This window comes from Pelagibacterium xiamenense (assembly GCF_021166475.1).
GTDB classification, from domain to species: Bacteria; Pseudomonadota; Alphaproteobacteria; order Rhizobiales; family Devosiaceae; genus Pelagibacterium; species Pelagibacterium xiamenense.
This window is the reverse complement of sequence record NZ_JAJOYS010000002.1, coordinates 771,999-786,483: the sequence shown is the minus strand read 5'-3', so window position 1 is coordinate 786,483 and position 14,485 is coordinate 771,999. Positions and strand designations below refer to the sequence as shown.

Annotated in this window: 16 protein-coding genes; 10 read left to right on the top strand and 6 right to left on the bottom strand. The window is 64.0% G+C overall.

The window, feature by feature from the left end:
• Positions 1-9 precede the first annotated feature (9 nt).
• From LSG43_RS11730 to LSG43_RS11715, 4 genes are all read left to right on the top strand, one after another.
• Positions 10-675, top strand: coding sequence for a helix-turn-helix transcriptional regulator (locus LSG43_RS11730; RefSeq protein ID WP_231804303.1), 666 nt, complete (start codon positions 10-12; stop codon positions 673-675).
• A gap of 116 nt (positions 676-791) precedes the next feature.
• Positions 792-1,736: a VOC family protein gene (locus tag LSG43_RS11725; protein WP_231804301.1), complete on the top strand. Its 945-nt coding sequence runs from the start codon at positions 792-794 to the stop codon at positions 1,734-1,736.
• Complete coding sequence (locus LSG43_RS11720; RefSeq protein ID WP_231804299.1) at positions 1,729-2,328, top strand: alpha/beta hydrolase; 600 nt, start codon at positions 1,729-1,731, stop codon at positions 2,326-2,328. Before LSG43_RS11725 ends, LSG43_RS11720 begins: the two co-directional genes overlap by 8 nt.
• Positions 2,329-2,448: 120 nt before the next feature.
• A complete protein-coding gene (locus tag LSG43_RS11715; protein ID WP_231804297.1) occupies positions 2,449-4,200 on the top strand; it encodes a GGDEF domain-containing protein in 1,752 nt (583 codons plus the stop codon).
• 6 nt (positions 4,201-4,206) lie between these two features.
• Here the strand turns inward: LSG43_RS11715 and LSG43_RS11710 are convergent, their stop codons facing one another.
• Complete coding sequence (locus LSG43_RS11710) at positions 4,207-4,503, bottom strand: GNAT family N-acetyltransferase (protein ID WP_231804295.1); 297 nt, start codon at positions 4,501-4,503, stop codon at positions 4,207-4,209.
• Between the two features lie 162 nt (positions 4,504-4,665).
• Here LSG43_RS11710 and LSG43_RS11705 point away from each other — a divergent pair, with 162 nt between their 5' ends.
• Positions 4,666-5,043 carry a RidA family protein gene (locus LSG43_RS11705; protein WP_231804689.1) on the top strand — a complete coding sequence of 126 codons (378 nt, stop codon included), beginning with the start codon at positions 4,666-4,668 and terminating at the stop codon, positions 5,041-5,043.
• Positions 5,044-5,082: 39 nt separating this feature from the next.
• Here the strand turns inward: LSG43_RS11705 and LSG43_RS11700 are convergent, their stop codons facing one another.
• Together LSG43_RS11700 and LSG43_RS11695 are read right to left on the bottom strand one after the other, a co-directional pair.
• Complete coding sequence (locus LSG43_RS11700) at positions 5,083-5,994, bottom strand: VOC family protein (RefSeq protein WP_231804293.1); 912 nt, start codon at positions 5,992-5,994, stop codon at positions 5,083-5,085.
• Between the two features lie 124 nt (positions 5,995-6,118).
• A complete protein-coding gene (locus tag LSG43_RS11695; protein WP_231804291.1) occupies positions 6,119-6,844 on the bottom strand; it encodes a GntR family transcriptional regulator in 726 nt (241 codons plus the stop codon).
• 157 nt (positions 6,845-7,001) lie between these two features.
• Here LSG43_RS11695 and LSG43_RS11690 point away from each other — a divergent pair, with 157 nt between their 5' ends.
• Together LSG43_RS11690 and LSG43_RS11685 are read left to right on the top strand one after the other, a co-directional pair.
• Positions 7,002-8,477, top strand: a complete 1,476-nt coding sequence (locus tag LSG43_RS11690) for an NAD-dependent succinate-semialdehyde dehydrogenase (protein ID WP_231804289.1) — start codon at positions 7,002-7,004, stop codon at positions 8,475-8,477.
• Positions 8,478-8,567: 90 nt separating this feature from the next.
• Complete coding sequence (locus tag LSG43_RS11685; RefSeq protein ID WP_231804287.1) at positions 8,568-9,104, top strand: thermonuclease family protein; 537 nt, start codon at positions 8,568-8,570, stop codon at positions 9,102-9,104.
• Here the strand turns inward: LSG43_RS11685 and LSG43_RS11680 are convergent.
• Complete coding sequence (locus LSG43_RS11680; protein WP_231804285.1) at positions 9,101-9,316, bottom strand: SlyX family protein; 216 nt, start codon at positions 9,314-9,316, stop codon at positions 9,101-9,103. The two genes, LSG43_RS11685 and LSG43_RS11680, sit on opposite strands and share 4 nt — an antisense overlap.
• Positions 9,317-9,431: 115 nt before the next feature.
• Here LSG43_RS11680 and LSG43_RS11675 point away from each other — a divergent pair, with 115 nt between their 5' ends.
• From LSG43_RS11675 to LSG43_RS11665, 3 genes are all read left to right on the top strand, one after another.
• Positions 9,432-10,391, top strand: coding sequence for a carbohydrate kinase family protein (locus LSG43_RS11675; protein WP_231804283.1), 960 nt, complete (start codon positions 9,432-9,434; stop codon positions 10,389-10,391).
• Positions 10,392-10,483: 92 nt separating this feature from the next.
• Entirely contained in the window at positions 10,484-11,212 is a 729-nt protein-coding gene (locus LSG43_RS11670) for a cytochrome c biogenesis CcdA family protein (RefSeq protein ID WP_231804281.1), read from the top strand.
• An 11-nt stretch (positions 11,213-11,223) separates the two neighbouring features.
• Positions 11,224-11,625, top strand: a complete 402-nt coding sequence (locus LSG43_RS11665) for a thioredoxin family protein (RefSeq protein WP_231804279.1) — start codon at positions 11,224-11,226, stop codon at positions 11,623-11,625.
• Here the strand turns inward: LSG43_RS11665 and LSG43_RS11660 are convergent.
• Together LSG43_RS11660 and nadA are read right to left on the bottom strand one after the other, a co-directional pair.
• Positions 11,622-13,211 (bottom strand): L-aspartate oxidase, encoded by a 1,590-nt coding sequence (locus LSG43_RS11660; protein ID WP_231804277.1) that lies wholly within the window; start codon positions 13,209-13,211, stop codon positions 11,622-11,624. The two genes, LSG43_RS11665 and LSG43_RS11660, sit on opposite strands and share 4 nt — an antisense overlap.
• A 197-nt stretch (positions 13,212-13,408) precedes the next feature.
• On the bottom strand, positions 13,409-14,479 hold the full coding sequence (nadA, locus tag LSG43_RS11655; RefSeq protein WP_231804275.1) for a quinolinate synthase NadA: 1,071 nt from the start codon (positions 14,477-14,479) through the stop codon (positions 13,409-13,411).
• Positions 14,480-14,485 lie beyond the last annotated feature (6 nt).

Here is a 14,485-nt window from a genome sequence, read left to right as displayed (position 1 = left end):
ATTGGAGCCATGTCAAGCACCGAACCTTCCTCTTATCCGGGGTGGACGCCCCGCAGTGCGGCCGAGCGTATCCTGTTCCATCTCAAGATGCACGGCGACCAGACATCGGCAAGTCTCGGGCAGGCGCTGGGGACGTCGGGAGAGGCTGTGCGCCAGCAATTGGTTCGGCTGTCCGAGGAGGGGATCGTCGAGAGCTGGGCCCAGCCCAAGGGTGTCGGGCGGCCCTCCCAGTTTTGGCGGTTGACGCAGGCGGGGCAGGACCGGTTTCCCGATACGCACGCGGCGCTGACGGTGGACCTTCTGGCGACGATCCGCTCCGAATTGGGCGCCGATATGCTTTCCAAGCTCATCGATGCGCGCGAAGCCAAAACACGGGCGGAATACAAAGAGCGGCTCGCTGACGGGCAGACGCTTGGCGAGCGCGTTGCGCGGCTGGCCGAAATCCGCAGCGGGGAAGGCTATATGGCGGACTGGGCCGAGGACGGGGCCGGGGGATATATGCTCTACGAGAACCACTGCCCGATCTGTGCGGCGGCGGCGGCATGCCAGAATTTCTGCCGGGCGGAGCTTGCCGTATTCCGCGATGCGCTGGGACCGGATGCGCATGTGGAGCGGGTCGAGCATATCGTTGCGGGCGCGCGGCGGTGCGCCTATCGGATCACGCCCGCGGGATAGGGCGATTGTTCTTGAATATCGAATAATGAATGAAGCGTCGGCCCGATTATCGGGACGGCGCTTTGCTCTATATTGCTCCTCAACGGTCCCCGACGGGGCAATCAAGGAGTGATCCCATGCTCGATCAGATCAAGGGTCTGCATCACGTTACGGCGATGTCGCGCGATGCGGATGCGAACAACCGGTTTTATACAGACACGCTTGGGCTGCGGCGGGTGAAAAAGACGGTCAATTTCGATGAGCCGTCGGTCTACCACCTTTATTACGGCGATGAGGCCGGTACGCCGGGCTCGGTGATGACCTACTTTCCGTTTCCCAACATCATCCGGGGGCGTCCCGGCACCGGGGAGGTGGGGGAGACGGTGTTTTCGGTGCCCGAAGACAGCATCGGGTTCTGGAAGGAACGGCTGGCAGCCAAAGGGGCGGGCAATGTCATCGCCGATGAGAGCTTCGGGCAGAAGCGGTTGCGCTTTGCCGGGCCGGATGGCGACGGGCTGGCGCTTGTCGAAGTGCCGGAGGATCCGCGCGCGGCATGGACGGGCGGCGGGGTGTCCGGCGACGTCGCGATCCGGGGGTTCCATTCGGCGGCGCTGCGGGTCCGCGATGGCGGGGCGACCGAGGAACTGCTGAAGTTCATGGGGTATGAGGACGCCGAGACGTGCCGCGGGATCAAGCGGTTCGTAATGGCTGGCGGCAATGGCGCCGACGTTATCGACGTGCAGACGCTGCCTAACATGCCGCGCGGGGAACTCGGCGCCGGCTCGGTGCACCATATCGCGTTTGCGGTGCCGGACCGGGCAGCGCAGCTTGCGGTGCGCGCGGCACTGGTGGATACGGGGTACAATGTGACGCCGGTGATCGACCGCGATTATTTCTATGCGATCTATTTCCGGACGCCCGGCGGGGTCTTGTTCGAGATCGCGACCAACGAGCCGGGGTTCGACCGCGATGAGGATACGGCCCATCTGGGCGAGGCCCTGAAGCTGCCCAGCCAGCACGAGCATTTGCGTGCGTGGCTCGAGACCCACCTGCCTGAAATCGAGGATGTGAGCCATGACTGACACTGGATATGTCTTTCGCGAACACGCCGGAGCGGAAGGTGCGCCGACGCTGTTCGTCTTTCACGGCACCGGCGGTGACGAGAACCAGCTGTTCGACCTCGCCCGGCAACTGGCTCCCGAGGCGCGGATCGTCGCGCCGCGGGGCGATGTGTCGGAGATGGGGGCGCTGCGGTATTTCCGGCGTACCGGCGAGGGCGTCTACGATATGGACGACCTGGCGGAAAGGACCGCGCGCATGGCGGCGTTCATAAAGGCGCAGGCGGGCGAAGGGCCCGTCTACGGGCTGGGGTATTCCAACGGCGCCAATATCCTTGCCTCGGTGATGCTGAGCGCTCCCGAGATCGTCGATGCGGCGGTGCTGATGCATCCGCTTATCCCGTGGACGCCGGGCGACGTGCCGGGGCTTGCGGGGCGCAAGGTGCTGATCACGGCGGGGCGGCGCGATGGTATGTGCCCGCCGGAAAATACGCAGGCGCTGGCGGACTACCTTACCCGCCAGGGGGTGGCGACCGAGGTTGCCTGGCACGAGGGCGGGCATGAGGTGGCGCAGACCGAACTGGCCGCCGTTCAGCGGTTCGTGGCCGGGCTGTAAACCGGGGGGGCATTACCCCCCGACGTCCCCATTAGCAATCACTAAAGGGATCTGTGGATAAGATTTTCTGCAGAATCCGGGCTTTGCGCGTCCGGTATGCGGACAAGGAGCAGAAGCGCCATGGGGGAGAAGGCAGCACGGGCGGCGGCTCCATCGACGTTGCGCACACGCGTCCTTCTGGTCCTTGCGGGGTTTATGGCGCTTCTTGCCGTGGCCGGATGGTTCGCCTTCAACTACATCGTGGACCAGACCGCGTTGCGGGTGGGGGCGCTCGTGGCCGAGCGGCAGGTGCAGTACGACCGTTACCGCGGCCTCGAAACGCTGCGCCGGGAGGTCGCGCTTGCGGAAGCCATGGTACGCGCGCCCAATATCATCGCCTGGGCGCAGAACGAATACGACGCCGAGATCCGCGAACGCGGTATCGCCGAGCTCGAGCACTACCGGCGTGCCTTCGAGGACGAAAGCGTGTTTCTGGTGATCGACGGGTCGAGGAATTACTACTTCAACGACAGCCAGGACAGTTACGCCGGCGACCCGTTCCAGTACACCGTGCGTTCGGACAATCCGCGCGACGGCTGGTATTTCACTACACGCTCGCGGCGCGAAGGGTGCTATCTCAACGTCGACCATGACGATTTCCTTGGCGTCACCAAGGTCTGGATCAACTGCATCATCAATCAAGACGGGCAGGTGCTGGGAATTGCGGGCACGGGGCTCGATCTTTCGGCATTCATCCGCGACGTGGTCGATGTGCCGCAGCCCGGGATAGAATCGATGTTTGTCGACGAGAGTGGTGCGGTGCAGGCGCACCGGGACGCGTCGATGGTGGATTTCCATTCGCTGACCAAGGATATCGCGCAAAAGAACGTCGTCTTTTCCTTGTTCGATACGCCGTCGGACATGGCTGCGCTGCGCGCGATGATGGCGACGACCGCCAATCCGGACAGCGGGCAGACGGTCCAGGCCGCCTATCTTTCCGTCGATGGCAAGCCGATGCTGGTCGGGGTCGGATATCTCGACGAGATCGGCTGGTACAACGTGACGGTGATGGACATCGATACCATCGTCGACAAGGGTCTGTTCCTTCCGATCGGGCTGCTGTTTGCCGCCTTGATGGGTGTCGCGGTCCTGGTCATGGTGTATGTCTTCAAAGCGATGGTGCTCGACCGGCTCGAAAAGGTCGAGGGCGGGCTCTCGTCGGTGCGCGACGGCAAGCGGGTGCAGTTTTCGCCCGATCCGCGCAATGACGAGATCGGGCGGCTTTCGCGCGCGCTCGCCGAGATGAGCAACGCTGTCACCGATTCCGAGCTTGGCCTCGAGCGCCAGATCCGGGAGCGGACCGAGCAGCTGGAAGCGCTGGTCAACCGCGATGCGTTGACGGGCGTCTTCAACCGGCGCGGTTTTGCCTACGCGTTCGAAACCATGCGGGAGCAGGCCTATGGAGACAGCTGGGCGTACGGCCTGCTTTTGGTTGATATCGATCATTTCAAGCGGATCAACGACAGCCAAGGCCATCCGGTGGGCGACCAGGTGATCGTGGAGGTGGCGCGGCGGCTGTCCACCGCGGTTCGGAAATCCGACGTCTGCGCGCGATGGGGCGGGGACGAGTTTCTTATCCTTATCCGCAATTGCGAGGCGGCGCGGCTCGCCAGGATCGCGGCGGGCCTGGTCGAGATGATGCGCAGCGTGCCGATCACACTCGACGACGACCGCGAACTCGCGGTGACCATGAGCATCGGTACCGCCATCATCCAGTCAGGGGATACGATCGAAACGGCCACCGCGATGGCCGACGCAGCACTCTATCGCGCAAAGGCGGAAGGCCGCGACTGCGTGATTGCATATGACGCCAACCTGGCAAGCGCGGGCTGACCGGAGTTACCGAGCGCGCAGGTCTTCCCATTCGGAATGGCGCCGGAACTGGGCTTCGACATAGGGGCACAGGGGCACGATCTTGAAGTCGTCCCGGCGTGCGTCCGCGATGGCGCGCTTGACCAACTGCAGCGCATATCCCTTGCCCTCGAACGGCCTGGGAACGCCGGTGTGGTCGATGACGCGGGCGCCGTCGGCGCGAATGCGATAGGTCATTTCAGCCTCAAATCCGTCCCCGAGGCCGGCGAAATAGCGCCCTCCCGATCCGTTGCTTTCATGTTGAATTGTGAGAGCTTCGCTCATGAGCTGACCTTTCGGGCTGAACAATTCTGACTGTTTTCATTTAGGCCGGTGCAACGCAAGTACAAGGGCCGATGCGATTGACGTCGGTGACGCGCGGGCTCACTTTCTATCGCAACCCGAATTGCCGAACGGAGTTCCGATATGAGCCTGCCTGTCCACCACATGATCGAGCGCGGGCCGCGTCCGGTCGCACCGTTTTCCCATGCTGTCGAAGCCGAAGGCTGGGTGTTTTTGACCGGCCAAATGCCCACGGACCCCGATGCGCCGGACGCGCCTCTGTCCGAGGGCATCGAAGCGCAGACACGGCGGGTGATGGACAATCTGCAGATCGTTCTCGAGGGCATCGGCTTGGGGCTCGAGAACGTCACGATGGTGCGGATTTACCTGCGGGAATTCGAGCGGGACTACGCGGCCATGAACGCGACCTATATGCGGTATTTCGAGCAGGGCAAGCTGCCGGCGCGCACGACGATCGGGGTTACCGGGCTCGCGGTGGGGGCGCTGGTGGAGATCGACATGATCGCGCGGCGTCCGGGGTGACGCTCCGCGGCACGAGGAGCGGCGTGTCCGGGGCCGGGCCTATGCGCGCAATATCTTGATCCGGTTTTCCCAAGGGTCGCGCGTCTCGATCCCGCGCTCGATTTGCGTGACGGGCGAGCCTGCATCGGCGAGGCGTGTGCGCATACCCTCAAGGGTCTCTTCATCGGGTACGACGATTTCGAACCAGCGCAGGCCGGCGGCGTCCTGCGGCGGGGGTGGGGCGTTTCGGCCGGCCCAGATATTGAATGCGAGGATGTGCGGCGCGTAGTCGAGGGTGACGTCGCCCATGCCGTAGCGGCGGCTCAGGAGCTGACCGGCAAAACCGAGCCGGTCGCGGTAGAAAACCATCGCCGCGTCGAGATCGCCCACATGCACGTGGACATGGCCGATGCGCGTGCCTTCGGGCATCGGCGCGAGCGGCGTGGGGTCGCCTTCGAGCTCGGCGAGAAGGCCCGGTACGTCAATGGGTTCGCGGCCGGAGTGCGGCTTGCCGTCGGGGGTAATTGCCCGGAGTTCTTCGTCCTGGACGAAGCTGCCGCGCCATGGGGTTTCGAAAGTGATTTCGATGCCGTTGCCGTCGCGGTCCCAAAGATAGAGCGCTTCGGATACCAGATGGTCGGTGGGCGAAACGCGCTCTTTATGAACGATGGCGCGGTTCAGGGCGCGGGCGAAGTCGCGGCGCGTGGGGACGTGAATGGCGACATGGTAGAGCCCGGTCGTGTGCGGCGCCACGGGCGCGGCCGCGTCGAGGTGCAAAACGATCAGCGGCGTACCGCCTGCGCCGAGAACGAGACGCTCGGGCGTTTCTTCAAGAAGCGCCAGCCCGACGACGTCACGCCAGACGGCGAGCGCATCGTCCTTGCCGGTCACGGCGATATGGACCTCGCCGAGGCGGGTCGAGGTGGGGACGAGCGCCTGGGTTGCGACGCTGTTCTGGGACGTTGTGGACATTTCCGGTCACCCTGGATTTTGCCGCGGACGGCGCTTTAAACGTGTGACCTTCAATCTAGGCGTCTTTGCCGTTGCGATTAAGACGACCAATCGGGACGGTCCGTGCGCCAGAAGCGAACGACAGTCAGGCCTGTGCGAGCTCGCCGTCGGAAAACAGCGTCGGGCTTTGCCGGGCGACTTCGAAGACCGATTCCACCATGGAGTCGAGGTGACGCCGCATGGCATCGGAGGCTTCCTCGGGATCACCCTTTACGATGGCATCCACGATGGCGCTATGTTCCTCGAGCGCCAGCGCCGTTTCGCGAATGCGGTTCGAGAGATGCCGGGCACGGTCGAGATTGTTCCGCGCCGTATCCACCATTGCCTTCATGCGCCGGTAGCCGGCGGCATTGAGCAGGATTTCATGGAACTGGAGGTCCACATTGTGGAAGCCCTGCTTATCGTCTTCAGTCGCAAGGTCTCTTTGACGCGCGATGTTCGCTTCGAGTGCTTCGACCAGTCCACCGGGCCGCTCGACGGCGAGTTTACGGACGGTTTCGCATTCAAGCGCGGTGCGGATGAAGATGTATTCCTTGACCGCTGCCAGCGAGACCAGCGACACGACCGAGCCGCGCTGGGGCAAGATGTCGATCAGCCCTTCGGACTGCAGCCGCGCCAGCGCGTCGGCGACCGGCGATCGCGACACGCCGAGACGTTCGCAGATCTCGGACTTGTCGAGCATGGTGCCCGGCTTCAGGCGCAGCGACACAATCGCTTCGCGCAGTTGAGACGTCACGTGGCTTGAAAGCGAACCCCGGGGCATATGTTCGGGGCGTTCGAGAAAGGCGTAGGCGGTGGCCTTTTTTGTCATTCGGTCTCGTCGGTTAGGCGCTGTGCGGCGCTCGGGGTGCCATTGGGCATTATAACATGCCAGTTGGCAGTGGCCAGCTTGGAACGCTTCGAGCGGATTGAACCTTCTCACGATTCAGCGTTCAATCGGTAAACCACAAAATCACAAGGAGGTCGCGATGACCCTCACATCAGCGCTCACAGACAAGCTCAGCGAAAAGCGGATCGTGGTCGCGGGAGGGTTCATAGGCGGGAAATGGAACACGGTTTCCTCGCGCGGCAAGGTGTTCCGTGTGGCCAATCCCGCGACAGGCGAGGTGCTGGCGCAAATTTCGGATCTCTCTACGCATGCGACCCGGGAGGCGATCGATGCCGCGCATGCCGCGCAGCCGGGCTGGGCAGCGCTTTCGGCCAAGGCGCGTGCCGACAAGCTCAAGGCGCTCCATCGGCTTATGGTGGAAAACGCCAACGATCTGGCCCGCCTGCTGACGCTCGAGCAGGGCAAGCCTTTTGCCGAGGCCAAAGGGGAAATCCTCTATGGCGCGGCTTACATCGAATGGTTCGCCGAGGAGGCGCGGCGGGTTTACGGAGATACGATTCCCGGCCACCAGGCCGACAAGCGGATCATGGTGATCAAGCAGCCGGTAGGGGTCGTTGGGCTGATCACGCCGTGGAATTTCCCCAACGCCATGCTGGCACGCAAGCTGGCGCCGGCGCTCGCGGTGGGGTGTACTGTCGTTGCCAAACCGGCGGCGGAGACGCCGCTCTCGGCGCTGGCGATCGCACGGCTGATGGAGTGGGCGGGGTTTCCGCCGGGGGTGTTCAACGTGGTGCCAGGGACCGACGCGGCGGCGATCGGGCAGGAATTGTGCGCCAACCCCAAGGTTGCCAAGATCAGCTTCACCGGGTCGACCAATGTCGGCAAGATCCTGATGCGGCAGTGCGCTGACGGGGTGAAGCGCATGAGCATGGAGCTGGGCGGGAACGCCCCGTTCATCGTTTTCGAAGACGCCGATCTCGACGCGGCGGTCGAAGGCGCGATGGTCTCGAAATTCCGCAATGCGGGACAGACCTGCGTGTGCGCCAACCGCATCTACGTTCATGCCGATCTCTACGACGCTTTTGCCGAAAAGCTCGCCGCGAAGATGGAAAAATTGCGGCTGGGGAACGGGTTGGAGAAGGATGTCACCACCGGGCCGCTGATCAATGAAAAGGCCATTGAGAAGGTGGAGGCGCTGCTGGCGGATGCGTCCGAGCACGGCGCGCGGATTTCAGCCATCGGCGACCGGCCGGAGGGGGCGCTTTTTTATCCGACGACGCTGGTGACCGGCGCGACCGGAGACATGCGGATTGCCCGCGAGGAGATTTTCGGGCCCGTTGCGCCCCTGTTCCGGTTCGAGACGACCGAGGAAGTGATCGCATTGGCGAACGCGACGGAATTCGGTCTGGCGGCCTATTTCTATGCGCGGGACATCTCAAAGGTCTACAAGGTGGCCGAGGCACTCGAATATGGGATCATCGGGATCAATACGGGGATCATATCGACGGAAGTGGCGCCGTTCGGCGGCGTGAAGCAGTCCGGCTTCGGGCGGGAGGGCTCGAAATACGGGATCGAGGACTACCTCGATATCAAGTATCTCTGCCTGTCGGTGTAAGCGCGGTCAGTAGCTTTGCGGAATTGATCCTTACCCATCGTTAGGACGGAGGGTCTTACGGTTCGGTCGAATCGTAGGGAGGTCTTCGCGATGGGCAAAATTGTGCCGTTCGGGCGCGCTGGCGTCCGGCGCCAGCGCAGAGCGCAGCTGCCGTTGTTCGAGATGCTGCTTGCGTTTGCCGCGGTTGCAGCGCTGGGCTATTTCGCAATCGAGCGCGGCTATGTCGAGGTCCCGTCGCTCTCGGTGCCGGTGGTTCAGATCCCTGCCGATACCATTGTTGCGCAGCGGTTTTCGCTCTGTTCGAGCGGTGCGGCAACCTGTGTGACCGACGGCGATACGATCAAGATCAACGGCGTGCGGATCCGGATCGCCGATATCGACACGCCGGAAGTGTTTTCCTATCAGTGCGCCGAGGAGCTGGCATTGGGGCAGCGGGCAACGCGGCGGATGCTGGAACTGGTCAATGCCGGCGGGTTCGAGATGACAATGTGGGATCATCGCGATGAAGACGTCTACGGGCGCAAGCTGCGGGTGCTGACGCGGGACGGGCAGTCGCTGGGGATGATCCTGGTCGCAGAGGGGCTGGCGCGGCCGTGGGGCGGCGCGCGGCGGAGCTGGTGCGGTTAGTAATGCGGCGGCGGGGGTTCTTTGGCCTGGGTCCGGGCGAGGGTTTCGACCGCTGAGAGCTGATCGTCGAGCATTGCGATCCGGCGCTTGAGGCGTTCGATCGTCTGGAATTGCTCGGTGACCAACGCGTTGAGCTCATCGATCGTGCGATCGGCATGAGCCTGCCGGATTTCGAGCGCTTCGATGCGGTCTTTGAGATCGTTGTCGTTCATGGGCATTTCCTACGCGAAACCGCATTAGACGGCAATCGCGTCGCGGCTTGGCGGGACCGCAACGTTGCGATAGAAGCGCGGACAATCAATTGCCGCGCTTTGGAGGATCAGCCTGATGTTCGTCGTTTCCGGGGAAAGCCTTATCGACCTTGTCGCCAAGCCGCAGGGGGGCGATGAGGCTCTGGGGATGAGTGCACACGCGGGTGGGTCACCCTACAATTGTGCGATTGCGCTGGCGAAGCTCGGCAATGATACCGGGTATTTGTGCCCGATCTCCAAGGATACGTTCGGCGATCTGCTTTTAGGGCCGCTCAACGCGGCGGGCGTGATCCAGCTCGTTGGCGAGCGCAGCGATTGCAATACGACGCTGGCGGTGGTGACGCGGAACGCCAAGGGGCTGCCGAGCTATGCGTTCTATCGCCAGGGGACGGCGGAGCGCGATATCAGCCGCGACAAGCTCAATGGCGCACTGCCGGAGGAGGTCGATCTTTTCCAGATCGGCGGATTTTTGCCCATCGAGCCCGAGGATGCGGACGTCTGGATGGACGTGGTCGGGCAGGTCGCGGCGCGCGGCTCGGTGATTTCCATTGACCCCAATGTGCGGCCGAGCCTGATTTCGGATTTCGAGGGTTACAAGGCGCGGCTCGACGGGTTTCTTGATTTTGCGCATGTGATCAAGGTGTCCGACGAGGATCTTTCGACGCTCGATCCTCAGAAGTCCATCGAGGATCATGCGTCGGCCCTTCTGGCGCGGCCCAATTGCGAGCTTGTCGTGGTGACGCTCGGGGAAGCGGGCTCGCGGGCGTTCACGACCAAGGCGCAGGCGAGCGTGCCGATCTACCGGCCCGCGGTAATGGGCGATACCGTGGGGGCGGGCGATAGCCTCATGGCGGGGATTTTGACGGCGATTGCGGATAAGGGCCATCTGGCGGTCGGGCGGATCGGGGACCTCGACGGGCTGGCGCTCACCGAGGTGCTGCGGTTCGGGGCGACCGTTGCCGGGCTCAACTGTGCGCATATTGGCTGTGTGCCACCGACGCGGGCCGAAGTCGATGCGGTGCTTGCGAGCGCGTGATCACCCGGTCGTGATCAGGCGTGTTGTAACGCAAAGGGCCTGCCGGGCGTAGAACCGGGCAGGATCTTTGTGTTGCTTGGTCAGGGTTCGTTTTGATCGACTTGATATTTGCCTATGCCGCCGGTCTTCTGACGCTACTCAATCCGTGCGTTTTGCCGCTCCTGCCCATTGTGCTGGCCGGATCGGTCGGGCAGCACCGGTTGGGACCGGTCGCTTTGGCGGGCGGGCTGGCGGTGAGTTTCACGCTGGCGGGGTTTTTCGGCTATGCGTTCGCGCAGGCGCTGGGGCTGTTTCCCGAGGATATCGCGCGGATCGGCGCGGTGTTGATGATCGCGTTCGGCGCCGTGCTGCTGGTGCCGCAGGCGAGCGCCGGGTTCGCGCGGCTTGCTGGCGGCGTCGCTTCGGGCGGCAACCGTGCGCTCTCGGTGTTTGAGGGGACGCCTGGGTCCGGCGGGCTCTGGCGGCAGGGGATTTCGGGAGCGCTTCTGGGCGTCGTGTGGTCGCCCTGCATTGGCCCGACGCTCGGGGGCGCGATTGCGCTGGCGAGTGCGGGTGAGAACCTTTTCTATGCGTTCGCGATCATGGCGGTCTTTTCGCTTGGCGCGGGGACCATCGTTCTGGCCCTCGCCTATGGAAGCCGGGAGTTGATTGCGCGGCGGCGGGAGCGGCTGATGGCCGTGGCGCGGTACGCCAAACCGGTCATGGGCGTGGCGCTCATCGCGGTGGGGCTGGGGATTTGGTTCGGGATCGACAAGATGCTCGAATTCTGGGCGCTGCAGGCGCTGCCTGCAGGCCTTCTCGATCTTTCGGTCAGTGTTTAGGAGAGATGGTGATGACGGTATTGCGGCGAACGGTTATGGGGCTCTTGCTGATGCTTGTGAGCCTGCCGGCGATGGCGCAGGAGGTTGTGCACGAGGTCTATAGTGAAGCGCTCGTTGAGGAGCTCGATGCGTCCGGGCAGCCTTATATTCTCGACTTTTATGCGTCCTGGTGCGTGACCTGTGCGGCCCAGCAGCGGGTGATCGGCGCGTTGCAGGCGGAAAATGAGGCGTATCGCGAGGTGACCGTCGTGCAGGTCGACTGGGATACGCACAGGGAGGGACCGCTGGTGGCGGAGCTTGGCATTCCCCGGCGGTCGACGCTCGTCCTTATGCGGGGGGGCGAGGAGATCATGCGGCTGGTGGCCGACACGCGGCGGGACGCGATCGAGGGGCTGTTCGCGGCGGCGAACTAGGCTTCGGCCCTGATCTTCAGCGCTTCGCCCAGCGTCATTTCTGTATGACGCCCCCAGGTATCGTCGGTTTGAGGGAAGTCGGTGCGGAAGTGGCCGCCGCGGCTTTCCGTGCGCCGTAGTGCGGCTGCGGCGACGAGGGTGGCCGAGGTGATCATGTTGAGATAGGCGCGGGTGACCCCGAGCGCGGTGGCCTCGAGGGTTGCGAGTTCGCGCAGCGCGTGCTTGAGCCCCGCTGCATCGCGCTCGACGCCGACATGGTCGCTCATCACGGCACGCAGACGTCTGACCGCATCGAGATTGCGCAGGATCGCCTCGGCCTCGGCGCCTTTTTGCGGATCCCATCCGATGCCCTCGAAGGGCGGCAGATGGCCCGTCGCCGGCTCGAGGCCGCCGATGTCGTCGGCGATGCGCGCGCCGTAGACGACGGCTTCGAGGAGCGAGTTTGAGGCGAGCCGGTTGGCGCCGTGAAGGCCCGTGCACGAGGCTTCGCCACAGACCCACAGGCCTGGGAGCGAGGCGCGCCCGTCCGCGTCCACCTTGACGCCGCCCATGTGATAGTGCGCAGCGGGGGTGACGGGGATGGGTTCGCTGACCGGGTCGATGCCGGCTTCTGCGCAGTATTGGGCGACGGTGGGGTAAGCCTCGAGAATGCGCGCGCCAAGGGCTTGCCTCGTATCGAGGAAGACTTTTCTGCCGAGCCTGATCTCGCGAAAATTGGCGCGCGCCACAATGTCGCGCGGGGCGAGTTCGGCGTCTTCGTGGACGTCGAGCATGAAGCGCTCGCCCAGATCGTTGACGAGAATGGCGCCTTCGCCGCGCAGGGCTTCGGTGGCGAGGGGGGCGGGGTCCTTGCCGGTGGCGATGGCGGTGGGGTGGAACTGCACGAATTCGGGGTCGGCTATGATCGCGCCTGCCCGGGCCGCCATGCCCATGGCGTGCCCTCGGACCGAGGGCGGGTTGGTGGTGACTGCGTAAAGGCCGCCGAGGCCGCCGGCGGCGAGGACGGTGGCGCGGGCGCGGATGAAGACGGGCTCGACATAGCGGTCGCCGAGCTTGCGGCAGAAAACGCCGACGACGCGGCCGTCGGCGCGGGCGAGATCGACCGCGGTGATGCCTTCGACAACGCGGATAGAGGGCGTCTGGCGCACCTTGGCGATGATCGCCTGCATGATGGCATATCCAGCGCGATCGCCCGAGACGCGCACGACGCGGTTCATCGAGTGTGCGGCTTCTTTCGAGAGGACGTAATTGCCGAAATCGTCGCGGTCGAAGGGGGTGCCGAGCGCTGCGAGATCGGCGATGCGGGCGGCGGCTTCCTCTGTGACGGACTGGGAGATGCCGTGATCAACGATGCCCGCGCCGGCCATTTGGGTATCGAGCGCGTGTGCGGCGGGGCTATCGCCCTTGCCGACGGCAGCCGCCACCCCACCCTGCGCCCAGGCGGAGGAGGCGCCGAAGCCGAGCGGTGTGGGCGAGAGGACGGTGACGGGTCGCGGGGCGAGTTTGAGCGCGCAGAAGAGACCGGCGAGCCCGGCGCCGACGATGACGACGCCTTCGGCGTTCAGGGTGTTGTCGAAGATTTGCATCGTGAATGCTGTGCCCCTCTACGGCGAGAATGGCGTGTTTTGGCTCCACCCCACCCTTAATTCCTCCCCATCAAGGGGAGGGAGACTGTGTTGTGCTTGCGGTTGGGCACTGCCTTGCAACGGGCACCGCCACATCCCCCTCCCCATTGTGGGGAGGGGTTAGGGGTGGGCGTATGCAGTGTAGCCGGGCCACCTGCTCAATGCTTCTTGCGCGTCGAGATCTCGATCATTCGCTCGACGGAGGCGCGGGCGGGCTCGATCAGTTCCTCGGGGATGGTGACTTCCTCAGTGCCGGTATGGAGGCTCCAGAGGACGTTTTCGAGGTTGATGCGCTTCATGTGCGGGCAGATGTTGCAGCCGCGGAGGAAAGAAACGCCCTCGGTCTCGGCCGCGACGTTGTCGGACATCGAGCATTCGGTGACCATCACCACCTTGGGCGGCTTTTGCGTCTTGATCCAGTCGATCATCCCCGAGGTCGAGCCGGCGAAATCGACGTTGTCGATCACTTCGGGCGGGCATTCAGGGTGGGCGATGATCTTGGCGCCGGGGTAGGCGGCGCGCAGTTCGGCGATGTCATCGGCGGTGAAGGTCTCGTGCACCTCGCAGGCGCCGGCCCAGGTGATGATCTTCTTTTTCGTCTTTTTCGCCGTGTTCTGGGCGAGGTATTGGTCGGGGATCATCAGGACGGTATCGCCCTCGACCGCCTCGACGATTTCGAGCGCGTTCGAGGAGGTGCAGCACACGTCGGTCACCGCTTTGACCGCGGCGGACGAGTTCACATAGGTGACGACCGGGACGCCGGGGTATTGCGCGCGCATCGCCAGGACGTCCTCGGCGGTGATCGAGGAGGCGAGCGAGCAGCCGGCGCGGCTGTCGGGGATCAGCACGGTCTTTTCGGGATTGAGCATTTTGGAGGTCTCGGCCATGAAATGCACGCCGCACTGGACGATGGTGTCGGCCTCGACCCTGGTGGCCTCGATCGCGAGCTGCAGGCTGTCGCCCACGATGTCGGCGACGCCGTAGTAGATCTGCGGTGTCTGGTAATTGTGCGCGAGGATGGCCGCGTTTTTCTTTTTCTTGAGCCGGTTGATCTCGAAAATCAGCGGCGCATAGAAGGGCCATTCGATCTCGGGAATCCGATCCTTGACCTTGTCGAAAACCGGTTGAGTCGCCTTTTCGACGGCCTTGGTGAACTTGAGCTCGAACGCATCGGCGAGTGCCGCGCGCGCTTCCTCAAGCGGTGTGATGGCGTTGATCTGCTGGATCATATCGGG